This is a genomic window from Lysobacter dokdonensis DS-58, from assembly GCF_000770795.1.
GTDB classification, from domain to species: domain Bacteria; phylum Pseudomonadota; class Gammaproteobacteria; order Xanthomonadales; family Xanthomonadaceae; genus Noviluteimonas; species Noviluteimonas dokdonensis.
On the sequence record NZ_JRKJ01000017.1, the window covers coordinates 1 to 22344 of the forward strand.

Sequence of the window (22344 nt, forward strand, 5' to 3'; positions counted from 1 at the left end):
GACTCGGTGGCCAGCGGCGCGGCCGTGGAAGTCGGCGCGGACCTCGACGCCGAACTCGCGCGCATCGACGCCGCCTTGCGCCAGCCCGGGCTCGGCCGCGACGGCCAACTCGCGTTGTGGCGCGCGCGCGTCCACACGCTGCGCTCGGCCGTGAGTTTCGAATCCACGCGGCGCTGGCTGGCGGTGCACGGGGAGGGTTACGACGGCGCGCTCGTGCGCGTCGACTGAGCCCTGCGACGCAATCGCGCCCCGCCGCATCCCTGTCACCGGCACACACACCCCATCACCGCATCGAGGACCGCATGAAACCTTCCCGTGCAACAACCCTGCTCGGCGCGTGCATCGCGCTGGCGCTCGCCGCCGGCGCCGCCGCCGAAACACCGAAGCCGAAAGCGCGCACCGCCGACGCTGCCACGCAGGCGCAACTGGATGCCGCGCAGGCCGACCTGCAACGCGCCGCCAAGCGCGTCGCCGAATTGCAGGCCAAGCTCGGCGTCGAAGGCACGCCCGGCGTGCATGTGTTCGAACGCCGCATGGTGAACAAGCCGATCATCGGCGTCGTCCTCGCGCCCGATGCGCAGGCCGGCGTGCGCGTGGCCGGCGTCACGCCCGAGAGCGGTGCGGCGAAGGCCGGCCTCAGGGCGGGCGATCGCATCACCGCGGTGGCCGGCACGCAGGTGCTCGGCAGCAACGGCGATCTGCGCATGGAGAACGCGCGCAAGTTGTTCACCGGCCTGGACGAAGGCAAGCCGGTGCGCATCGACTACGTGCGCGCGGGCAAGGCCACGACGGTCAACGTCACGCCGTCGAAGGAACAGGACGTGTTCTGGGTCGGCACGCCGGGCGAAGGCGGCCCGCAGATCCGCCGCATCGAGATCCCGGGCGTCGGCGATGGCGTGCGCCAGGAAGTCATCCGCATCGGGCCGCGCGGCGATTGCAAGGGCAAGGACTGCAAAGTGCCGATGCTCGCGGAGGCGTTCCGCTGGAACGGATTGAACCTCGCATCCGTCGACGCCAAGCTCGGTCGTTACTTCGGCACCGACAAGGGCGTGCTCGTGCTGAGCGCCGGCGCCGACCTCCAGGGCCTGCAACCGGGCGATGTCATCCAGAAGATCGACGGTCGCGCCGTGGGCTCCCCGCGCGAAGCAATGGAAGCGTTGCGCGCCAAGGACGGGAAGTCGATGGCGCTGGTCGAATACATGCGCGACCGTCGCGTGGCGAGTACGCGGGTGCAGGTGCCGGAGTTGAACTTCAAGTTCATCACCCCGCCGCCCCCGCCGCCCGCGCCGCCCGCACCGCCGGCGCCTCCCACCGCGCCGCGCGTGCAGAAGGCCACACCGCTGTGGCCGCCGCCGTCGCCGCCCACGCCCCCGCCGCCGCCGTCCGCGTTCATGGACGAGGAAGCCACGGTCATCACCCTCGACGCGCGCGTCTAGGCCGTCGCGGCCTCGATCCGCGACCACGTCGCATCGTCGAAGCGCCCGGCCATCTCGAGCGCTTCGATGTCCTGCACCAACTGCTCGGTGCGCGATGCACCGAGCATCACCGTCGACACATGCGGATTGCGCAGGCACCAGGCGACCGCCAGTGGCGCGGGCCCGACGCCGAGTTCGTCGGCGAGCGCCGTGAACTTGCGCGCACGCTCCACGCGCCGCGCCTGCGGATCGTCCAGCAACGCATCGCGCAACCAGGCGAAGCGTTCCTGGCCGAGGCGCGAATCGGCCGGCACGCCCGCGTTGTACTTGCCCGTCAGCAGGCCCGAAGCGAGCGGCGACCAGATCGTCAGCCCCATGCCGTATTCGGAATAGAGCGGCGCGTATTCGAGTTCGACCCGCTCGCGGTGCAGCAGGTTGTATTGCGGCTGCTCCATCGTCGGCGCGACCAGGTTGTGCGCGCGCGCGACCTTGTGCGCTTCGCGGATCGCATGCGCCGGCCACTCCGACGTGCCCCAGTACAGCACCTTGCCCTGCCGCACGAGCGTATCCATCGCCCACACCGTTTCGGCGATCGGCGTGTCGGGGTCGGGGCGGTGGCAGAAATACAGGTCGAGGTAATCGACGCGCAGGCGCTGGAGTGCGGCGTTGCAGGCATCGTGCACGTGCTTGCGCGACAGGCCGCGCTGCGTCGGCCGCGGATGGTCGACCGCGCCGAAATACACCTTGCTCGACACGCACCAGCTGTCGCGCGGCAGGCGCAGGTCGGCGAGCACGTCGCCCATGACGCGTTCGGCTTCGCCGTTGGCGTACGTCTCGGCGTTGTCGAAGTAGTTGATGCCGTGGTCCCACGCCGCGGCGATGAGATTGCGCGCTTCGCCCCGGCCGAGCTGGTTGCCGAACGTCACCCACGCACCGAAGGACAGCGCGGAGATCGGGAGACCGGAAGCACCGAGGCGGCGGTATTGCATGCGAAGGTCCTTTCGCGCGACTGGGAAGGCCGTCGAGGATACGCCGGGGCACGCAGCGGCCGTGAGCGCGCTATCCTCCGGGCGGGGAACCGCAGGGGTGGGCGATGCGTTCGACAACCGCCGGTCGGCATTACAGCGAGATCGTGGAACAACTGGTCACGCGGCCGGACGAGGTGATGCTCGAAGTCGGCGCGAGCGGCGAGCTGCTCGTCGCGCGGCTGCGCGTGGCGGTCGCCGCGATGCTCCTGCTGCTGCCGCTGGCCAACGCGACCACCGGCGGCCAGTTCAGCGAAACGCTCATCGGCCTGGCCGGCGCGGTGTTCGTGAACATCTTCGCGCAGGTGTGGCTCGCGCTCGCACGGCACGGCCGCCGCTTCCGATGGCTGCCTTTCGCCTCGGGCGCATACGACGTCACCGCGACGACGCTGGTGCTGCTCATGCTGGCCTGGAACCACCTGCCCGCGGGCGTCAACAGCATGATCGTGTGGTGCGGCTACCTGCTCGCCATCGCGTTGACCGCCTTGCGCAACGACGGGCGCGTGACCTTGTTCGTCGGCGGGCTGGCGATCGCGCAATACGCGTTGCTCTCGCTGGGCGTGTTCACCATCGCGACGCCCGACCAACTGATTTCCAGCGACTACGGCACGGTCACCGCGGGCGGGCAGTTGCAGCGGCTCGTGCTGCTGGCGGCGTTCACGCTGATCACGGCGGTGGTGGTCTATCGGATGCAGCGGCTGGTGGAGATGTCGGGCACCGATGGCCTGACCGAACTGCCGAACCGCACCTGGCTCGTGCATCGCTTCCCCCGCCTGCTCGACGCCGCGCGCCGCGACGGCGTGAGCCTGTGCGTGGCGCTGATCGACCTGGATCATTTCAAGCGCATCAACGACGAGATCGGGCATCACGCGGGAGACCGTGCACTGATGCATGTCGTCGACATGGTGCGCGACTCGCTGGAAGACGGCGAATGGCTCGCGCGCCTGGGCGGCGAGGAGTTCGTGCTGGTGCTGCGCAAGCCGCTCGGCACTGCGTGGGAACGCGTGGACGGCCTGCGTCGCACGTTGTTCTCGCGGCGCTTCGTGCCCGACGCGGGCGCCGACCCGGTGCTACTCACTTTCAGCGCCGGGGTCGCGAGCTTTCCGCACGAGGCCAGCGACCTGTCCGGCCTGCTCCGCCGCGCGGACTTGCGCCTGAATTCGGCGAAGTCCTCCGGCCGCAACCGGGTGCTGGCGCGCGACGCCTGATACCTGAACACGGGGCCGGGTCGCCGTCGGTTGCCGCTGGCGGCACCCTCGACTAAGGTGCGCCGTCGGCCGTTCCGGCCTGGGGGATTCTCGATGGATGCATTGGCCCGGATCGGCTTCGGCCTGTTCGGCCTGGCGGTGCTGATCGGCATCGCATGGCTGTTCTCGAACAACAAGAAAGCGGTCGACTGGCGCCTGGTGCTCACCGGCGTCGCGCTGCAGATCGGCTTCGCCGCGCTGGTGCTGCTGGTGCCGGGCGCGCGCACGGTGTTCCAGGGATTGGGCGATGGCTTCGTCGCAATCCTGGCGTTCGTCAACGAAGGCTCGAAGTTCATCTTCGGCTCGCTGATGGACACCTCGAAGTTCGGCTTCATCTTCGCCTTCCAGGTGTTGCCGACGATCATCTTCTTCGCCTCGCTCATGGGCGTGCTGTATCACCTCGGCGTGATGCAGGCGGTCGTGCGCGGCATGGCCTGGGCGATCACCAAGGTGATGCGCGTGTCGGGCGCGGAGACCACGTCGGTGTGCGCGAGCGTCTTCATCGGCCAGACCGAGGCGCCGCTGACCGTGCGGCCGTACATCCCGCGCATGACCGAGTCGGAGCTGATCACGATGATGATCGGCGGCATGGCGCACATCGCCGGCGGCGTGCTCGCCGCGTACGTGGGCATGCTCGGCGGCGGCGATCCGGTGCAGGGTGCGTTCTACGCCAAGCACCTGCTGGCCGCATCGATCATGGCCGCGCCGGCGACGCTGGTCGTCGCCAAGATCCTCATCCCCGAAACCGGCACCCCGCTCACGCGCGGCACGGTGAAGATGGAAGTGGAGAAGTCCGCGAGCAACGTCATCGACGCCGCGGCCTCCGGCGCGGGCGACGGCCTGCGCCTCGCGCTCAACATCGGCGCGATGCTGCTGGCCTTCATCGCGCTGATCGCGTTGCTCAACTGGCCGCTCACGTGGATCGGCGAAGCGACGGGCCTGGCCGGTGCGCTCGGCCGCCCGACGGACGTCGCCTCGATCCTCGGCTACGTCATGGCGCCCATCGCCTGGGTGATCGGCGTGCCGTGGCAGGATTCGGTCACGGTGGGTTCGCTCATCGGCCAGAAGATCGTCATCAATGAATTCGTCGCCTACCTGCAGCTCGCGGATATCGTGAACGGCAAGGTCGCGGGCGTCGCGCTGACCGAACAGGGCAAGCTGATCGCCACGTACGCGCTGTGCGGCTTCGCGAACTTCTCGTCGATCGCGATCCAGATCGGGGGCATCGGCGGGCTCGCGCCGGAACGTCGCGGCGATCTCGCGCGCTTCGGCTTGCGCGCGGTGCTCGGCGGTTCCATCGCCACCTTCATGACCGCGACCATCGCGGGCGTGCTGACCTATCTCGGGAGCTGAGTCGCCGCCATGTCGGACGTCGCCGTCGTCGGTTCGTTCAACGTCGATCACGTCTGGCGCTGCGACGCGCTGCCGCACGCGGGCGAAACGCGCACGGGCCGGTATTCCACCGGCCCCGGCGGAAAGGGCTTCAACCAGGCGGTCGCTTCCGCGCGCGCGGGCGCGTCGACGAGTTTCGTCTGCGCACTCGGCGACGACCTCGGCGGGCAACTGGCGCGCGCGTTGGCGGAGGCCGACGGCATCGCGCTCGTCGACCAGCGCAGCGAGCATCCGACCGGCACCGCGGGCATCTACGTCGATGCGCACGGGCGCAATTCGATCGTGATCGGCGCGGGCGCCAATGGCGACCTGCGCGCGAGCTTCGTGGAATCGCAGTGGGCGGTGATCGCGCAGGCGCGCGTCGTGCTCGCGCAGTGCGAATCGCCGGGCGACGCGGTGCTGGTTGCATTGCGCATCGGGCTCGACGTCGGCGCGACCACGGTGCTCAATCCGGCGCCGGCGAACGCCGATGTCGACGTCGAGCTGCTCGTGATGGCGGACATCCTCACGCCGAACGAAACCGAATTCGCCGCGTTGCTCGGCAAGCACTGCGGGGTGGAGATCGACCCCGACAGCCTGGCGGCCACCGACTCGGCCACGCTGCACGCGCATTGCCGCAACCTGCTGCCGCAAGGCAGCGTAGTGATCACGCTCGGCGCCGAAGGGGCGTTCGTTTCGCACGCTGCCGGCCAACTGCGCGGCGACGACCTCGCGCTGTATCGCGTCCCGGCCTACCCCGCCACGCCCATCGACACGACCGGCGCGGGCGATGCCTTCAGCGGCGCGCTGGCGGCATCGCTGTCGCAGCTCGAACAGCCCTTCGCCGAACACGTGCGGTTCGCCGCACGCTATGCCGCGCGTTCGACCGAAACCGCGGGCGCCGCTGCATCCATGCCGCGGCTGGCACCACTCGGCGCGTAGAATCCCGGGCCATGCTGATCGGCCCGTACGCCATCACTCCGAATGTCCTCCTCGCGCCCATGGCGGGCGTGACGGACAAACCGTTCCGCGTGTTGTGCAAACGGCTCGGCGCGGGGTTGTGTGCCTCCGAGATGACGACGTCGGATCCGCGGTTCTGGAAGACGTCAAAGTCCCTGCATCGCATGGACCACGACGGCGAGCCTGCGCCGATCAGCGTGCAGATCGCCGGCACGATCCCCGAGGTGATGGCCGACGCCGCGCGCTACAACGTGGACCACGGCGCGCAGATCATCGACATCAACATGGGGTGCCCGGCGAAGAAAGTGTGCAACGCGTGGGCCGGCTCGGCGCTGATGCGCGACGAAGCCCTGGTGGCGCGCATCCTCGAGGCGGTGGTGAACGCAGTCGACGTGCCGGTGACCTTGAAAATCCGCACCGGTTGGGCGGCCGACCGGCGCAATGCGCCGAACATCGCGCGCATCGCGCAGGGCAGCGGCATCGCCGCGCTCGCCGTGCACGGACGCACGCGCGACCAGCAATACGGCGGCGTGGCCGAGTACGACACGATCGGCGAAATCAAGGCGATGCTGTCGATTCCGGTCGTCGCGAACGGCGACGTCGATTCGCCGGAGAAGGCCGCCTTCGTGTTGCGACGGACCGGGTGCGATGCGGTGATGGTGGGCCGCGCGGCGCAGGGCCGGCCTTGGATCTTTCGCGAGATCGCGCACTACCTGGCCACCGGCGAAACGCTCGCGCCGCCGACGCTGCGCGAAGTGCGCGACGTGTTGCTGGGCCATCTCGAAGCGCTGCATGCCTTCTACGGCGAACTCTCCGGCGTGCGCATCGCGCGCAAGCACCTGGGGTGGTATGCGAAGGACCGGCCTGAAAACCACGCGTTCCGACATGTGGTGAATCGGGCGGAGACCGCGGAGATGCAGTTGGCGCTGACGCGGGATTACTTCGACGCGTTGATCGCGGGCGAGCCGACCGGGTGGCCTGCGGCGGCGTGATGTGGCGGCGTCGTGCGCGACGTCCGAATCTACGGAGTCACAGGTCTTTGCAGGGGAATGTGTCGTCGGCGCGTCTCACGACGGGCGGCTGCACACTGACGTCGACCACGGCGCGAGCATGCGAAACCGCCGACGCGGGTGTCTGCACGATCCATCCCGCCGCGGCTGCGAACACTCTCATGGTTGCTCCCAGATGCGCGTCCACATCGCCGCGAGCCGTCGCGACGCTTCCCAGGGCCACTTCAACTGTTGCGCGGGAATCGCCCGCCACTGATGCCCTTCCCGCTCGGCGACGGCAAAACGGAAGCTGTAGTCGGGCTCCGATCCCATCCGCAGGTCGCTGAGCACCAGTTGTCCTTCGCGCACCTGCGCCTTCGTGAAGTGATGGTTGAACCACAGCAGGCGCGCGACTTGCGGTTGGCTCCGCACCGCATCCAGCGCGCGCGTCTCCGAATCGAAATGCGTGAAGCGGATCGGCCCACGATCGGCCACGAGCGAACGCTCGCCTTCGACGAACCCCTCCGGCGTCATCGCCACCACGCGCCACAACAAGGTGTTGAAGGGCATCGGCACCGTGAACCGGGGCGCATCGCCCAGCCCGATCGCCGCGAGCGACGCGCGCGCCTCGCGCTCGATCATCGCCTTCGCGACGAACGACCAGCCCACGTACCCGACGGCGATGGCGAGCGACGCCGCCAACGCACGACCGGCGGCCGGCCGCGCGCCGAACCACGCCGCTGCCACGCAGCCGATGACGAGCGGCAAGGTCAGCATCGGATCGATGATGAAGAGCGTCGACCACATCGCAGGCGGCACCGGCAACGGCCACCAGATCTGCGTGCCGTACACGGTGCAGGCGTCGATCAGCGGGTGCGTGACCAGGCACAGCTGGATGATCCAGAACCACCGCGTCGGCGCAGCCGCCACGCGCCCGCCGCGCGAGCGGAACCACGCCCACAGCAGCCACCCGACGAGCGGCAGCAGGAACAGCGAATGCGTCGCCGCGCGATGCCAGGTCATCCGGATCACGGGGTCGTCGGTGAGGAACAGCGGCAGCACGTCGAGATCCGGCAGCGAATTGAGCGCCGCGCCGGCGAGCAGGGCCGCGCGGCGCTGCGCCGGCGGAGCGAGGGCGGCGGCAATGGCGCCGCCGATGAAAAGATGGGTGACCGAGTCCATGCGGCGATGCTATCCGGGCCCGACTGTCGCTTCGCTTACGCCCATTTATCCGCCGGTGGGAGCAAACTGCGCAATCCGGTCCGGGGGCCTGTACAATGCGCGCCCTCATCCTTTCATCCGAATCAAAGGATATAAGCAGCGATGACCAGCTCCAGCTACCTCTTCACCTCTGAATCGGTGTCCGAAGGCCACCCGGACAAGATCGCCGACCAGATCTCCGACGCCGTCCTCGACGCGATCCTCGCGCAGGACAAGCGCGCGCGCGTCGCGTGCGAAACGATGGTGAAGACGGGCGCCGCGATCGTCGCCGGCGAAGTCACGACCGGCGCGTGGGTGGACATCGAGTCCCTCGCCCGCAAGGTGATCAACGACATCGGCTACGACAACTCCGACGTCGGCTTCGACGGCCACACCTGCGCCATCATCAACATGCTCGGCAAGCAGTCGCCGGACATCGCCGCGGGCGTGGACCGCAAGAAGCCGGAAGAACAGGGCGCGGGCGACCAGGGCCTGATGTTCGGCTACGCCTGCAACGAGGCGCCGGAATTCATGCCCGCCCCGATCTATTACTCGCACCGCCTGGTCGAACAGCAGGCCAAGGTGCGCAAGGCCAAGAACTCCAAGCTCCCGTGGCTGCGCCCCGATGCGAAGTCGCAGGTCACGCTGCGCTACGAAGGCAACAAGATCGCCGGCCTCGACGCGGTGGTCCTGTCGACGCAACACGACCCGGGCATCAAGCAGAAGGACCTGGTCGAAGGCGTGTACGAGCACATCCTCAAGCCCGTGCTGCCGAAGAACTGGCTCGACAAGCTGCCCAAGAGCAAGGTGCACATCAATCCGACCGGCATCTTCGTGATCGGCGGCCCGGTGGGCGACTGCGGCCTGACCGGCCGCAAGATCATCGTCGACAGCTACGGCGGCATGGCCCGCCACGGCGGCGGCGCGTTCTCGGGCAAGGATCCCTCGAAGGTCGACCGCTCGGCCGCCTACGCCGCGCGTTACGTCGCGAAGAACATCGTCGCCGCGGGCCTGGCCGACAAGTGCGAAGTGCAGGTGTCCTACGCCATCGGCGTGGCCGAGCCGACCTCGATCTCGGTCACCACCTTCGGCACCGGCAAGATCTCCGACGACAAGATCGAAAAGCTGATCCGCAAGCACTTCGACCTGCGCCCGTACGGCATCGTCAAGATGCTCGACCTCATCCACCCGGTCTACCAGGCCACCGCCTCGTACGGCCACTTCGGCCGCAAGCCGACGCAGGTGGAGTACGTCGACGGCGCCGGCAAGAAGCACAAGGCCACCGCGTTCTCCTGGGAGAAGACGGACAAGGCCGACGAGCTTCGCAAGGATGGCGGGCTGAAGAAGTAACGATGCACAATCGGGCACGCGGCGCGATGCCGCGTGCCCTGCTTCGTCGAGGGGCGCTGCGACCGTGGATAGGCACGGCCAGGCTCGACGAGGTGCACCAAGCAACGGCGCCCGCTCGATATACGGAGCAAACGCCATGAACGCGCAAGTCAAGCAAGCCCAGGATTACAAGGTCGCCGATATCTCGCTGGCCGACTGGGGCCGCAAGGAAATCGACATCGCCGAGCACGAGATGCCGGGCCTGATGTCCATCCGCCGCAAGCACGCCGCCGCCAAGCCGCTCAAGGGCGTGCGCGTGACCGGTTCGCTGCACATGACCATCCAGACCGCCGTGCTGATCGAGACGTTGAAGGACGTCGGCGCCGACGTGCGCTGGGCCTCGTGCAACATCTTCTCCACGCAGGACCACGCCGCCGCCGCGATCGCCGCCACCGGCACGCCGGTGTTCGCGTGGAAGGGCGAGACGCTCGAAGAGTATTGGGACTGCACGCTCGACGCGGTGACCTTCCCGGGCGGCAAGGGCCCGGAACTGGTCGTCGACGACGGCGGCGACGTCACGCTGCTGATCCACAAGGGCTACGAGCTCGAACAAGGCTCCGATTGGGTGAACACCCCGTCGGGTTCGCACGAAGAGCAGATCATCAAGAACCTGCTCAAGCGCGTCGCCAAGGAACGCCCCGGTTTCTGGACCAACGTGGTCAAGGACTGGAAGGGCGTGTCGGAAGAAACCACCACCGGCGTGCACCGCCTCTACCAGATCGCCGAACAGGGCAAGCTGCTGGTGCCGGCGATCAACGTCAACGACTCGGTCACCAAGTCGAAGTTCGACAACCTCTACGGCTGCCGCGAATCGCTGGCCGACGGCCTCAAGCGCGCGATGGACGTGATGCTCGCGGGCAAGGTCGCCGTCGTCTGCGGTTACGGCGATGTCGGCAAGGGCTCGGCCCACTCGCTGCGCGCCTACGGCGCCCGCGTGGTCGTCACCGAGATCGATCCGATCTGCGCGCTGCAGGCCGCGATGGAAGGCTTCGAGGTCAACACGATCGAAAGCACGCTCGGCCGCGGCGACATCTACGTCACCACGACCGGCAACAAGGACGTCATCACGCTCGCGCATATGCAGGCGATGAAGGACCAGGCGATCGTCTGCAACATCGGCCACTTCGACAACGAGATCCAGGTCGATGCGCTGTATGCCTCGGGCGCGCAGCACGTGAACATCAAGCCGCAGGTCGACAAGTACGTCTTCGGCAACGGCAATGCGATCTTCCTGCTGGCCGAAGGCCGCCTGGTCAACCTCGGTTGCGCCACGGGCCACCCGAGCTTCGTGATGTCCAACTCGTTCGCGAACCAGACGCTCGCGCAGATCGACCTGTGGCAGAACAAGGACACCTACGAAAAGACGGTGTACCGCCTGCCCAAGCACCTCGACGAAGAAGTTGCCCGCCTGCACCTGGAGAAGATCGGCGTGAAGCTGACCAAGCTCACGCAGGAACAGGCCGATTACCTCGGCGTGGCGGTCGAGGGCCCGTACAAGCCCGAGCACTACCGCTACTGAGTACTGCGAGCGGGCGGCTTCCGGGCCGCCCGCTTCGTTTCGAAACCCCGGCACGGATCGAGACATGGCCCTCAGCGTTCCCGTTTCCTTCGAGTTCTACCCGCCCAAGACCGACGAACAACGCCTGCAACTGGACCGCACCGCGGCCCGGTTGAAGTCGCGCGCGCCGGACTATGTGTCGTGCACGTTCGGTGCCGGCGGTTCGACGCTGTCGTACACGCCCGAAACCGTGCAGCGCCTGCGCGACCAGCACGGCCTGGAAGCGGCGCCGCACGTCTCGTGCATGGGCGGCACGCGCGAGGAACTGCGCTCGCTGCTCAAGCTCTACCGCGCGCTGGGCTGCAACCGCATCGTCGCGTTGCGCGGCGACCTGCCCTCGGGCATGGCGCGCATGGGCGACCTGCGCTTCGCGTCGGAGCTCGTGGAATTCATCCGCACCGAGCACGACGGCTTCTTCCACATCGAAGTCGGCTGCTATCCGGAAATGCATCCGCAGGCCGAAGACGCGTTCGCCGACATGCGCCACTTCAAGGCGAAGGCCGACGCCGGCGCCGATGGCGCGATCACGCAGTACTTCTACAACGCCGACGCGTATTTCCGCTTCGTCGACGATGCACGCAAGCTCGGCATCACCATTCCGATCGTGCCGGGCATCATGCCGATTTCCAACTTCACGCAGCTGCGGCGTTTCTCGGAAGCGTGCGGTGCGGAAATCCCGCGCTGGATCGGCAAGCGGATGCAGGCCTACGGCGACGACAGCGACAGCATCCGGCAGTTCGCTTCGGAATTCGTCGCGGACCTGTGTTCACGCCTCGTCGACGGGGGCGCGCCGGGTTTGCATTTCTACACGCTGAACCTCTCCAAGCCGACGCTGAACGTGCTCGAACTGCTCGACTGATTTCGTGACGAGCGCGTCGAGGCGAGGCGTGTTCAGGGACAACGCGTTGACGTAGCCGAATCGATGCTGCGCGTGGATTCCACGCGGGCCTCTCAACATGGTGCGGTCGATCGTCCTCGGTGTTTCAGTCGTGTTGTTACATGCGTTCATGCCGCACGCGGCGCACGCTGCGCCGCCGATGGTGCAGCAATGCGTGACCGCGGACGGGAGCTCCGTCTACACCGACAAGCCCTGCCGCAGCATCGGTGCGCGCACGGTGCCGATGCGCGGCGAACTGGCCACGCGCCTCGTGCGCGAGCGCGCCACCGAAGCGCGTTACACCGGCGTGGAAGTGAGCTACATCACCGGCAGCGCTGCGCCGGGCACGACGACCGCCACGATGCGCGCCGCGCGCGCTTCCATCGGTCGTCGCTCGATGCACGGCGGCTGCGCACCGACGCCCACGCAGCTCGCGATGGACCTGCGCGGCGCATTCGCGCTCGGCGACGTGAATCGCATCGCCGAAAGCTTCCACTGGGTCGGGATGTCGCAGCGCGCGGCGAATGCGACGATGTCGCGCCTGCAATCGCTCACCAAGCGCAACCTGGTCGACGTGCAGTACTACGACGCGCAGATCGGCGGATGGACGGCCAGCGCGGACGCGGGCGCCAGCGCAAGCGCCGCCGGCGGCGTGATGCAACTGCAGTTCGGCGAAGGCCTGCACGCGACGGTGGAAGACTTCGACGTCGTGCGCAACGCGGGTTGCTGGTTCATCCGCTTCTGACGGCGACGTCGCACGCGTGACGGTCGCCATCCCCGCGAAGGCGGGGATCCAGGCTGGTAGTCTTTCCCGAATGCGCGCGCTGCTCTCATTGCTCTTGTTCGCCCTCGCCCTGTGGCCGCACGCCTCGCACGCGCAGGTGCGCAAGTGCATCTCGGCCGACGGCCGCCCGCTCTACACCGACCAAAAATGCGAAGCGCTGGGCGCGACCGAGCCCCAGGCGCCGCCCACGCTCAATGCCGGCGCCGCGAAAGACGTCGCGCGCAGCAATCGCCTCTACATGGGCGGCTGTACGCGCACGTTGCAGGACCTGGTCTTCGAGCTGCGCACCGCGATCGAACAGGGCGACGCCAACCGCCTGTCCTCGATCTACCACTGGGTCGATGTCTCCGATGCCACCGCGGTATCGGTGATGGATCGGCTGGACCGCATCGCGCACCGGCCCTTGCTCGACATCCAGCCGATCTCCGCGGACCCCGAGTCGGAGTCCACCATCACCGGCGAGGCGGGCGAGGTGCCTCGCACCACCGCCCGGCGCCCGCCCATCGGCCTGCGCCTGGAGCAGACGCTGCCGCAAAGCATCACGCCGGCACGCACCGTGCTTGGCCTGCGGCGGTATTACGGCTGCTGGTGGGTGACCCTCTAGGCGGCCGGCCGCTTACAATTGCGGTTCCCCACGAAGCGAGCCGCCGGCATGACGATGCGCTACCCCGAATGGATCTGGCACAACGGCGCCATCAAGCCGTGGGCCGAAGCCACCACGCACGTCATGTCGCACGCGATTCACTACGGCTCGTCGGTGTTCGAAGGCATCCGCTCGTACGACACGCCCAAGGGCCCGGCGATCTTCCGCCTCACCGACCACAACAAGCGCCTGATGGCCTCCGCGCGCATTTACGAGATGCCGATGCCGTATTCGGTCGACGACATCAACGCCGCGTGCCGCGCGGTGCTGAAGAAGAACGACCTCGGCAAGGCGTACCTGCGTCCGGTGGCGTTCCGCGGCTTGGGCGGGTTCGGCCTCTCGGCCGACACGCCGACCGATGTCGCGGTCGCGGCATGGCAGATGGGCGCCTACCTCGGCGACGGCGTGCTCGAAGAAGGCATCGACGCCTGCGTGTCGAGCTGGCAGCGCTTCGCGCCCAACACGATCCCCGCGGGCGCGAAGGCCGGCGGCAACTATTTGTCGGGCCAGTTGGTCGCACGCGAAGCGCGCCGCCTGGGCTTCGGCGAAGGCATCGCGCTCGCCTCGACGGGCCTGCTCAGCGAAGGCGCGGGCGAGAACCTGTTCCTCGTGTTCGACGGCGCTCTGCACACCACGCCCGTCAGCGCCGCGCTGCTCAATGGCCTGACGCGCAACACGATCATGCAGCTGGCGCGCGACAACGGCATCACGGTGATCGAGCGCGACATCCCGCGCGAATACCTCTACCTGTGCGACGAGCTCTTCATGTGTGGCACGGCGGCGGAAATCACGCCGATCCGCTCGGTCGACGGCCGCCAGGTCGGCATCGGCCGCGCCGGCCCGGTGACGCGCCGCGTGCAGGAGCTGTTCTTCGGCCTGTTCAACGGACAAACGCCCGACAAGTACAACTGGCTCGAATACGTCGGTTAACGCGTATTGAAACGAAGCGTGGCGACCACGCCGCGCTCCTCGCCCGGCACCACGCGCACGTCCCAGCCGTACAGCGCGCACAGCCGGCGCACGATCGACAAACCGATGCCCGCGCCCTGCGAATGCTCGGCGTGCGTACCGCGATAGCCGCGTTCGAACAATCGCGCGGCTTCCTCCGCGCTGAGCCCCGGCCCGGAGTCGACGACATCCACGCCGTCGTGGCGCATGGACACGATGACCTCGCCTTCGAGCGTGTACTTCACCGCATTCCCGATGAGGTTGCCGAGCGCGACGGCCACCGCAGCCTCCGGTGCATCGACGATCAACCCGCCCTCGCCTTCCATCCGCAACACCAGCGCCTTGCCGCCCAACTGCGCGCGATGCATGTCGAGCAGCTGTTCGGCGAGCTTGCTGACGTCGGTGGCGCCGTGGCCGCGCTCGTTGCGCGAGAGCAGCAGCAGCGCGCTGATCAGATCGGTGCACTGTTGCTCGGCCCGCTGGATGCGGCGCAGGCGCGCCTGCATGCGTTCGTCGAGCTCCGGCCGCGAAAGCAGCAACTCGGTCGCGCCGCGGATCACCGCCAGCGGCGTGCGCAATTCATGGCTGACGTCGGCGTTGAACTCGCGGTCGCGCTGGACGACTTCGGTCAGGCGCGCGGCGTAATCGTCGAGCGCCGAGGCGAGCTGGCCGACTTCGTCGTTCGGGAAATGTTCGGCCAGCGACACCGGCTCGCTGCTGCGCCCGGAGCCCTTCAGCCGATTGGCGAGTTCCGACACCGGGCTCATGACGCGCGAGGCCGCCCACCAACCGACGAGCAACGACAGCAAGGTGAAGACGATCACCGCGCCGTAGATGCCGCGGTTGAATTGCTCCGCGCCGCGCATCGTCTGCGTCATGTCGTAGGCGAGGAAGAACCACACCGTGGGCGTCTTGCGCACCGCGAGCTTGTAGGAGAAGGCCTGGCCGTCGTCGTCGACGCCGCTCAACTGGTGGATGCCGTCGGGCAACTCGTACCACTGCGGCTGGTTCTCGCGCACGCTGGCGAACTTGTCGGGCGTGAATGCAAACGCCCGGATCTGGTCGACCGGCAGGCTCGGGTTCTGCGGATCGCGTGCGTACTGCTGCGCGTAAAGGTCGATGTTGCGGTTCATCAGGTCGACGACCAGCTTGTCCTCGACCTGGTTGCGCACTTTGTCCACCGCGTAGGCGAACAATGCCGTCAGCCCGAACCCGAGCAGGACGAACGACAGGATGATGCGGCTGCGGAGCTGGCGCCGATAGCGGCGCGGGCGGCGCGGACTGTCAGCTTGAGGCATCGGGTGCGGCGATCCGGTATCCGATGCCGTGGCGCGTCTGGATCAGCGGCGTGCCGAACGGCTTGTCCACCACCGCGCGCAGGCCATGGATGTGCACGCGCAACGAATCCGAATCCGGCAATTCCTCGCCCCACACGCGCGTTTCGAGTTCCTGGCGCGTCACCACCGCCGGCGAGGCTTCCATCAGCGCCTGCAGGATCTTCAGCGCGGTGGGATTGAGCTGCAGGAGCTTGCCTTCGCGGCGCACTTCCAGCGTGTCGAGGTTGTACTCGAGGTCGCCGACGTTGAGCACGCGCGTCTGCACGCCACGGCCGCGGCGCGCCAGCGCGTTGAGGCGCACTTCCACTTCCTGCAACGCGAACGGCTTGATCAGGTAGTCGTCTGCACCCGAGTCGAACCCGGCGAGTTTGTTGTCGAGCGAATCGCGCGCGGTGAGCATCAGCACCGGCGTCTGCTTGCGCGCTTCGTTGCGCAGCTTGCGGCAGACCTCCAGGCCGTCGAGGCCCGGCAGGCTGAGGTCGAGCACGATCGCGTCGAAGTCGTGCACCACCGCGAGATGCAATCCGGTGACGCCGTCGGCGGCGAAGTCCACCGTGTGACCGCGGTCCTCGAGGTAATCACCGAGGTTGGCAGCGATGTCCTGGTTGTCTTCGATGACGAGGATGCGCATCCGGGCTTGTCCTGCAGGTCGGCGGGGGGAATGACTGTGACCCGGCATCCGCGCCGGGGTTCAACGAGATGAATTCGGACCGGATGATGCCAGAGCCGCAAGCGACGGTAGTGTCGATGTTGCGACCAGCCCCCGGAAAAAACAAAGGCCCAGGCACGTTGCGCGTGCCTGGGCCAAATCAAGCCCCGATGACCGTAATCTGCTTCGTCCGTTGCGGCTGGCCGAGCGGTCTACGACAGATTCGCGGTAGGGGACAGGCTACGCAGGGAGCGATTAAACCGACGTTAAAAACGCCGGTCGAACCACGTTAAATTTTCGATAATCCCCAAGCCCTCAGGCGGCGCGGATGCTGGCGGTGCGCCGGCGCGAACCCGTGCGATGGCCGCCGTTGGCGACATATTCGATGATGCTGCCTGCGATATCGACGCCGCTGGCGGTTTCGATGCCCTCCAGGCCGGGCGATGCGTTGACCTCCAGGATCAGCGGGCCGCGGTTCGACCGGATGAGGTCCACGCCGGCCACCCCGAGCCCGAGGATGCGGGCGGCCCGCAGCGCGACTTCGGTTTCGCGCGGATTGGGCGTCACCGCCTTGGCCGATCCGCCGCGATGCAGGTTGGAGCGGAAGTCGCCCTTCGGCGCCTGGCGCTTCATCGCGGCGACCACGCGATCTCCCACGACGAAGCACCGCAGGTCCGCGCCCTTGGCTTCGGCCACGAACTCCTGCACGAGGAAGTTGGCGTACAGGCCGCGCAAGGCTTCGATCACGCTGCGCGAGGCCGAGAGTTTTTCCGTCAGCATCACGCCCGCGCCCTGCGTGCCCTCGTTGAGCTTGATGACATGCGGCGTGGGGCCGAGCATCGCCAGCAGGTCGGACGTGTCGTCCGGGTTGTCGCCGAACACCGTGGCCGGCAGCGCGATGCCTTCGGCGGCGAGGATCTGGTGGCAGCGCAGCTTGTCGCGTGCCTTGAGGATGGAGTCCGACGGGTTGGGCGTATAGCAGCGCATCAGCTCGAACTGGCGCAGCACGGCCGTGCCGTAGCGCGTGACCGACGCACCGATGCGGGGGATGACCGCGTGGTAGCCGCTGAGCGGCTTGCCCTGGTGGTGCATGGCGAAGCCGTCGACCGCGATGCGCATGTAGCAGCGCAGCGGATCGAGCACGCGCACGCTGTGCCCGCGGTCGCGCGCGGCCTCGACCAGGCGGCGCGTCGAATACAGCTTGGTGTTCCGCGAAAGGATCGCGAGTTTCATTCGGGCGGTTTCCCGTGCAGGAAAGAGCGGGCCGGATCGATGGTGAACGCACGCGCGAGCGCGGTGCGGCCGAGGAGCATCGGGAAGAGCATTCCACGCCGGTCGGTCAGGTTGATTTCCACCTCCCGCTCCAGGCCGGCCAGCACCAGCGGTGTGCGCAGGAAGACGCGCCGGCTGCGGTTGCCGCCCGAGTCGGTGACTTCCCGCTCGTCGCTGATGGGGCCCTGCGCCTCGATGACCTGGTTGGCCCGCACGCCCGTGGCGATGCGGAACCCGGCCCACGGCACGCCGCCTTCGACGAAGCGCCACTGGGAGTCCACATGCAGCGACGAGCTGCGTGCGCCGGTATCCACCTTGGCGCGAATCGCCACGATGCCGAGCGCCGGCAACGCCAACCATTCCCGCCAACCGAGCACGACGCGAGCGGCCACATGGCCTCCTGGAACAATGGGTGTGGGAACGAACATTTTCGGCCGGCTCCAGCGACCGAGGGCGCGCAGCATACGCGAGCGCGTGTTATCGAAATGAAGGACGCTCGGCGGTCCGCGCCAGGGACGAATCGTCGCCCCCGATGCGTTGCCAGCCGCTTGCCCCGGGCATAGACTCCCGCCTGTCGCGGGTGTAGTTCAATGGTAGAACTGCAGCTTCCCAAGCTGCTAGCGTGGGTTCGATTCCCATCACCCGCTCCAAATTCCCGGAACAAAAAGGCCCGCTTGCGCGGGCCTCTTCGTTTGCAGCGATGTCGCCTGCGATCAGAACCGCTTGCCCACGCTGACGAACACCGTCGCGTTGTCGCCGGCTTCCTGGCCGACGCTCGCGGTGGCGCCGATGTCGGCGTCCACGCCGAACAGCTCGGTGCGCACGCCGAGCACCAGCGTGCCGTAGTTTTCGTCGTGCTCGATGTTCGGCACGGCGTACGGCAGCGAGGCGACGGTGAGCGACTGCGCGAACGCTTCTTCCGGCGCGTCCTCGAACTCGTGCTCCCACGTGAACTTCGCGTACGGCATCGCCTTGGGCGAGATCTCGAATCGCGCCTGCCAGCCGGCGGCGCCGACGAGCGAGTCGTAGCTCTGGTCGGGATACGCCAGGCCCGCGGAGTCGATGCGGTTTTCGGTGTAGCCGTCGACGTCGATGCGCTGCGCGAGCACCGAAACCACCGGGCCGTGCGTCAGCGAGCCGGCGTGGAAGTCCCAGCCCGCCGATGCGCCGAGCGAGAGGTTCTCGCCGTCCGGCGAGCCTTCGTAGCTGCGCACGACCGGGCCGAGCTGCACGTCGCGCGTCACGTCATAGCTGGTCTTCGACCAGCTCGCCTGCGCGTTGACCCACACGTTGCCGGAGAACCAGCCGACGAAGCCGCCGAGGGTGAGGTCGTCCTGCGAGAAGTCGCCCATGCGGCGGCCGTAGTCGAAGTCGTTGCGGCCGAAGCCGGCGAAACCGCCGTACACGACATCGCCCGCGGCCCAGTCGACGCCGAACAACAGCGACGGACCGGTGCCGTCGTAATCGCCCGGCGCGTCGTAGCGCTGCGTGTCGCCGCGCAGGTTGGCCCACCAGTGCGCACCGTCCTCGGCCGGCTTGACCGGCACGTGCGAAGCGACCATCTCGGCGCGCGACTTGCCGATGATCTGCTCCGTGTACGGCAGCAGCGCGATCTGGCGCGGCGCTTCGAGCACGGAAACCGCGTACTGGCCGAGGATCGCGTGCGCGCCGCCCGTGGGATGCACGCCGTCGGCGAAGACGTAGGTCATCGCCGCATCGGGCGTGACGTAGGTGCCCGGGTTGCACGTCAGCGACTGCGCGGTGATCTGCGGCTGGCACGCGGTACCGGTGGTGTTGGTGAAGCCGTACGCGGCCGGCGTGGCGATGATTTCGCGCAGCAGGTTGAACGTATCCAGCGGAATGACGCGCAGGCCCTGGGCCGACAGCGTCTGGAACAGCGCGGTGTTGTACGTCACCGACAACTGCGTGCCGCCCGCCGAGGCCACCGGGCCCTGCGCGCGGAACGACGGCGTGGCGCCGAGATCCGGCACCGTCGGCACGAGGATGTAACGGCCACCGGCGTTGGTGAGCGTAGCGACGTTGCCGACCTGCGCACCGACCGCGCCGGCCATCGTGGCCTGCGCCGGCGCACCGCCGGCGATCGCGAACAGGTCGTTCGCGCCGCCCCACACCGTGTACAGCGCATGCGCATCCGCGCGGCCGCCGGTGGAGGTCAGGTAGTTGTTGATCTGCGTGGAGAGCGAGGGGATCGGGCCGAGTGCGCCCGAGCTGTCGGTGCCGGTGCGTGCGCCGCCGACGGCCCAGTTCGTGCCGCCCTGGTTGCCGCTGGCCGCGTTGGTGCCGTAGTAGTCGGCGAGGTATTCGGACCAGACCTGCGTCGGGTTGGTCGAGAAGCGGCCGAGGATCGCGGCCTGCGGGCCCGCGGCCTGCACCAGCGCCGGGCGGAACCAGCCGGAGTCGGTCAGGCTGTCGCCGAAGAAGACGGTCTGCGAATAGGTCTGCGCGGCCGCGGGCAGCGCGGCGAACGCGAGGGCGACAGCGAGGAGACTACGGACGGGCCTGGAAGCCCGGTGGGTCTGCTTCATCGAACGCTCCATTGCGAACGGATGGGTATGGTGGTGGGCATGCTGCCACGCCCCGCGCGAGAATGCGCGGATGGACATTCTCGTGAACGGACGGGCGATCGCCCTCCCCGAAGGCGCCACGATCCTCTCGCTGCTGGAGACCGAGGGACTCGCGGATCGGAAAGTGGCCGTGGAGGTCAACGGCGACATCGTGCCGAGGGGGCGCCATGCGACACATGCGCTTGCCGAGGGAGACCGCGTCGAAGTGGTCCACGCACTCGGGGGCGGCTAGAAAAAAAGACGCGCGATGACACCATCGGGCGGTATCGGGAACCCGGCTGTCCGCGGCAGGGGGAATGCCGGAGGACCCGTAGCTTTGCGACCCCGGCTTTCGCGCGGGTGTGCCGTTGGCGTACCGCGCGATGGGCATCGCGCGCAGTGGCGTGAATCGCCGGCCGAGTCAGGGGTGAGCCCGTCCTGCGTCTTCGGAGCCACTCCTCCAGCCTTACGCGGCACCCGGTGAACACAGGACACCGATCGCGCAAATCCCCACGATTCGCGACTTCCGGGGCGCCCTGACCGACGAACGGCGTTACCATTCACGGATGCAAGACACCCCCGCCTTCGCGGCCGACGACACGCTTGTCGTCGCGGGCCGCCGTTATCGTTCCCGCCTGCTGACCGGCACGGGCAAGTTCAAGGACTTCGACGAAACCCGCCGCGCCACCGATGCAGCCGGCGCGGAAATCGTCACCGTCGCGATCCGCCGCACCAACCTCGGGCAGGACGCGAATGCGCCGAACCTGCTCGATGCGCTGCCGCCCGACCGCTTCACGCTGCTGCCCAACACCGCCGGCTGCTACACCGCCGACGATGCGGTGCGCACGTGCCGCCTCGCGCGCGAATTGCTCGACGGTCACAAGCTGGTGAAGCTCGAAGTGCTCGGCGATGCGCGCACGCTGTATCCCGACGTCGTGCAGACGCTCGCGGCCGCCGAACGCCTCGTGGCCGACGGCTTCGACGTCATGGTCTACACCTCCGACGATCCGATCCTCGCCAAGCGCCTGGAGGAAATCGGCTGCGTGGCGGTGATGCCGCTCGCCGCGCCCATCGGGTCGGGCCTGGGCGTGCAGAACAAGTACAACCTGATCGAGATCGTCGAGAACGCGAAGGTGCCGATCATCGTCGACGCCGGCGTGGGCACCGCGTCGGATGCCGCGATCGCGATGGAACTGGGATGCGATGGCGTGCTGATGAACACCGCCATCGCCGGCGCGAAGGATCCGGTGTTGATGGCGCACGCGATGAAGCTCGCCGTCGAGGCCGGCCGCGCCGCGTTCCGCGCCGGCCGCATCCCGCGCAAGCGGTTCGCTTCGGCGTCCAGCCCGATCGACGGCCTGATCGGTTGATGTCCGAGCCGGTCGACAAGAAGCCCTTCACGCAGGAACCGGGCGTGCGCAAGGTCCGCAGCTTCGTGCTGCGGCAGGGGCGCTTCACGCCGGCGCAGCAGCGCGCGTTCGACGAACAGTGGCCGCGCTTCGGCCTCGACTACGCCGGCACGCCGCGCGATTTCGATGCCGCCTTCGGCCGCAACGCGCCGCGCGTGCTGGAAATCGGCTTCGGCAACGGTGAAGCGCTGCGCTTCGCCGCCGCGCTGGACAAGACGCGCGACATCATCGGCATCGAAGTCCACGCCCCCGGCGTCGGCCGCCTGCTCAACGCGCTCGCCGCGGACGATGCGCGCAACGTCCGCCTGTACCACCACGACGCAGTCGAAGTGCTGGTCAACGAAATCGCCGACGCCTCGCTCGACGAAGTCCGCATCTACTTCCCCGACCCGTGGCACAAGAAGCGCCACAACAAGCGCCGCCTGGTGAATCCGGAGTTCGCCGCGCTGCTCGTGCGCAAGCTCGCGCCCACGGGGCGCTTGCACCTTGCGACCGATTGGCAGGACTATGCCGAGCAGATGTGGGACGTGCTCGATGCGACCCCGGGCCTGGCCAACCGCGCCGGCCTGCGTGGCGCCGTGCCCCGCCCCGAATGGCGTCCGCAGACGCACTTCGAGACGCGTGGCCAGAAGCTCGGGCATGGGGTGTGGGATCTTTTGTACGACAAGGTGCCGCACGACGGCAGCCAAGGGGAAACGGACGCGTGA

22 protein-coding genes, 1 tRNA gene and 2 riboswitches are annotated in these 22344 nt (G+C 68.1%); of the genes, 16 read left to right on the forward strand and 7 right to left on the reverse strand.

Translation table 11 applies throughout. From position 1 onward, the window contains the following. Window positions 1–228: hypothetical protein (locus tag LF41_RS17000; protein ID WP_036169561.1), on the forward strand; the 228-nt coding region annotated here is incomplete at its 5' end. Window positions 229–302: 74 nt separating this feature from the next. Beyond that, the gene (locus LF41_RS16190; RefSeq protein ID WP_052116352.1) at window positions 303–1436 is read left to right on the forward strand and encodes a PDZ domain-containing protein; all 1134 of its coding nucleotides are present in this window, start codon (window positions 303–305) and stop codon (window positions 1434–1436) included. Here LF41_RS16190 and LF41_RS10835 read toward each other — a convergent pair. Beyond that, window positions 1433–2404, reverse strand: coding sequence for an aldo/keto reductase (locus LF41_RS10835; protein ID WP_036169564.1), 972 nt, complete (start codon window positions 2402–2404; stop codon window positions 1433–1435). The two genes, LF41_RS16190 and LF41_RS10835, sit on opposite strands and share 4 nt — an antisense overlap. Window positions 2405–2508: 104 nt before the next feature. On the opposite strand from LF41_RS10835, the gene LF41_RS16195 reads away from it, so the two are divergent. The 4 genes from LF41_RS16195 (at window position 2509) to dusB (ending at window position 7010) form a co-directional block, all read left to right on the forward strand. Further along, window positions 2509–3648, forward strand: coding sequence for a GGDEF domain-containing protein (locus LF41_RS16195; RefSeq protein ID WP_052116353.1), 1140 nt, complete (start codon window positions 2509–2511; stop codon window positions 3646–3648). Window positions 3649–3741: 93 nt separating this feature from the next. Then, window positions 3742–5040, forward strand: coding sequence for a NupC/NupG family nucleoside CNT transporter (locus tag LF41_RS10845; protein WP_036169566.1), 1299 nt, complete (start codon window positions 3742–3744; stop codon window positions 5038–5040). Window positions 5041–5049: 9 nt separating this feature from the next. Beyond that, window positions 5050–6000 carry a ribokinase gene (locus LF41_RS10850; RefSeq protein ID WP_036169568.1) on the forward strand — a complete coding sequence of 317 codons (951 nt, stop codon included), beginning with the start codon at window positions 5050–5052 and terminating at the stop codon, window positions 5998–6000. Between the two features lie 11 nt (window positions 6001–6011). Further along, on the forward strand, window positions 6012–7010 hold the full coding sequence (gene dusB, locus LF41_RS10855; protein ID WP_036169571.1) for a tRNA dihydrouridine synthase DusB: 999 nt from the start codon (window positions 6012–6014) through the stop codon (window positions 7008–7010). 177 nt (window positions 7011–7187) lie between these two features. Here the strand turns inward: dusB and LF41_RS10860 are convergent, their stop codons facing one another. Continuing rightward, entirely contained in the window at window positions 7188–8189 is a 1002-nt protein-coding gene (locus LF41_RS10860) for a metal-dependent hydrolase (protein ID WP_036169574.1), read from the reverse strand. Between the two features lie 141 nt (window positions 8190–8330). On the opposite strand from LF41_RS10860, the gene metK reads away from it, so the two are divergent. The 6 genes from metK (at window position 8331) to LF41_RS10890 (ending at window position 14388) form a co-directional block, all read left to right on the forward strand. Further along, window positions 8331–9557, forward strand: a complete 1227-nt coding sequence (metK, locus tag LF41_RS10865; protein ID WP_036169576.1) for a methionine adenosyltransferase — start codon at window positions 8331–8333, stop codon at window positions 9555–9557. 42 nt (window positions 9558–9599) lie between these two features. Next, a riboswitch (S-adenosyl-L-homocysteine riboswitch) is annotated at window positions 9600–9677 on the forward strand. A 16-nt stretch (window positions 9678–9693) separates the two neighbouring features. Beyond that, window positions 9694–11115, forward strand: a complete 1422-nt coding sequence (ahcY, locus tag LF41_RS10870; protein WP_036169579.1) for an adenosylhomocysteinase — start codon at window positions 9694–9696, stop codon at window positions 11113–11115. Window positions 11116–11179: 64 nt separating this feature from the next. Further along, window positions 11180–12013 carry a methylenetetrahydrofolate reductase [NAD(P)H] gene (metF, locus tag LF41_RS10875; protein ID WP_036169582.1) on the forward strand — a complete coding sequence of 278 codons (834 nt, stop codon included), beginning with the start codon at window positions 11180–11182 and terminating at the stop codon, window positions 12011–12013. Window positions 12014–12110: 97 nt separating this feature from the next. Continuing rightward, the gene (locus LF41_RS10880) at window positions 12111–12776 is read left to right on the forward strand and encodes a hypothetical protein (protein WP_036169584.1); all 666 of its coding nucleotides are present in this window, start codon (window positions 12111–12113) and stop codon (window positions 12774–12776) included. A 70-nt stretch (window positions 12777–12846) separates the two neighbouring features. Further along, on the forward strand, window positions 12847–13419 hold the full coding sequence (locus tag LF41_RS10885) for a hypothetical protein (RefSeq protein ID WP_052116354.1): 573 nt from the start codon (window positions 12847–12849) through the stop codon (window positions 13417–13419). 48 nt (window positions 13420–13467) lie between these two features. Then, on the forward strand, window positions 13468–14388 hold the full coding sequence (locus LF41_RS10890; protein ID WP_036169586.1) for a branched-chain amino acid transaminase: 921 nt from the start codon (window positions 13468–13470) through the stop codon (window positions 14386–14388). Here LF41_RS10890 and LF41_RS10895 read toward each other — a convergent pair. The 4 genes from LF41_RS10895 to LF41_RS10910 all read right to left on the reverse strand — a co-directional run bounded on the left by LF41_RS10895 (window position 14385) and on the right by LF41_RS10910 (window position 18056). After that, window positions 14385–15704, reverse strand: a complete 1320-nt coding sequence (locus LF41_RS10895; protein ID WP_036169588.1) for a sensor histidine kinase — start codon at window positions 15702–15704, stop codon at window positions 14385–14387. The two genes, LF41_RS10890 and LF41_RS10895, sit on opposite strands and share 4 nt — an antisense overlap. Then, entirely contained in the window at window positions 15691–16374 is a 684-nt protein-coding gene (locus LF41_RS10900) for a response regulator transcription factor (RefSeq protein WP_036169590.1), read from the reverse strand. Before LF41_RS10900 ends, LF41_RS10895 begins: the two co-directional genes overlap by 14 nt. Window positions 16375–16707: 333 nt before the next feature. Beyond that, window positions 16708–17625, reverse strand: coding sequence for a 30S ribosomal protein S6--L-glutamate ligase (rimK, locus tag LF41_RS10905; protein WP_036169592.1), 918 nt, complete (start codon window positions 17623–17625; stop codon window positions 16708–16710). Then, window positions 17622–18056: an ATP-dependent zinc protease family protein gene (locus tag LF41_RS10910; protein WP_036169593.1), complete on the reverse strand. Its 435-nt coding sequence runs from the start codon at window positions 18054–18056 to the stop codon at window positions 17622–17624. Before LF41_RS10910 ends, rimK begins: the two co-directional genes overlap by 4 nt. Before the next feature lie 184 nt (window positions 18057–18240). Here LF41_RS10910 and LF41_RS10915 point away from each other — a divergent pair. Next, window positions 18241–18314 (forward strand) — tRNA-Gly (locus LF41_RS10915). Window positions 18315–18377: 63 nt separating this feature from the next. Here the strand turns inward: LF41_RS10915 and LF41_RS10920 are convergent. Beyond that, on the reverse strand, window positions 18378–20210 hold the full coding sequence (locus LF41_RS10920; protein ID WP_036169646.1) for an autotransporter domain-containing esterase: 1833 nt from the start codon (window positions 20208–20210) through the stop codon (window positions 18378–18380). 70 nt (window positions 20211–20280) lie between these two features. Here LF41_RS10920 and thiS point away from each other — a divergent pair, with 70 nt between their 5' ends. From thiS to trmB, 3 genes are all read left to right on the forward strand, one after another. Continuing rightward, window positions 20281–20481 carry a sulfur carrier protein ThiS gene (gene thiS / locus LF41_RS10925; protein WP_036169595.1) on the forward strand — a complete coding sequence of 67 codons (201 nt, stop codon included), beginning with the start codon at window positions 20281–20283 and terminating at the stop codon, window positions 20479–20481. A 33-nt stretch (window positions 20482–20514) separates the two neighbouring features. After that, window positions 20515–20605, reverse strand: a riboswitch (cyclic di-GMP riboswitch). A gap of 189 nt (window positions 20606–20794) precedes the next feature. Continuing rightward, window positions 20795–21598: a thiazole synthase gene (locus LF41_RS10930; protein WP_036169597.1), complete on the forward strand. Its 804-nt coding sequence runs from the start codon at window positions 20795–20797 to the stop codon at window positions 21596–21598. Then, window positions 21598–22344 carry a tRNA (guanosine(46)-N7)-methyltransferase TrmB gene (gene trmB, locus LF41_RS10935; protein WP_036169599.1) on the forward strand — a complete coding sequence of 249 codons (747 nt, stop codon included), beginning with the start codon at window positions 21598–21600 and terminating at the stop codon, window positions 22342–22344. The genes LF41_RS10930 and trmB overlap by 1 nt, the downstream gene beginning before the upstream one ends.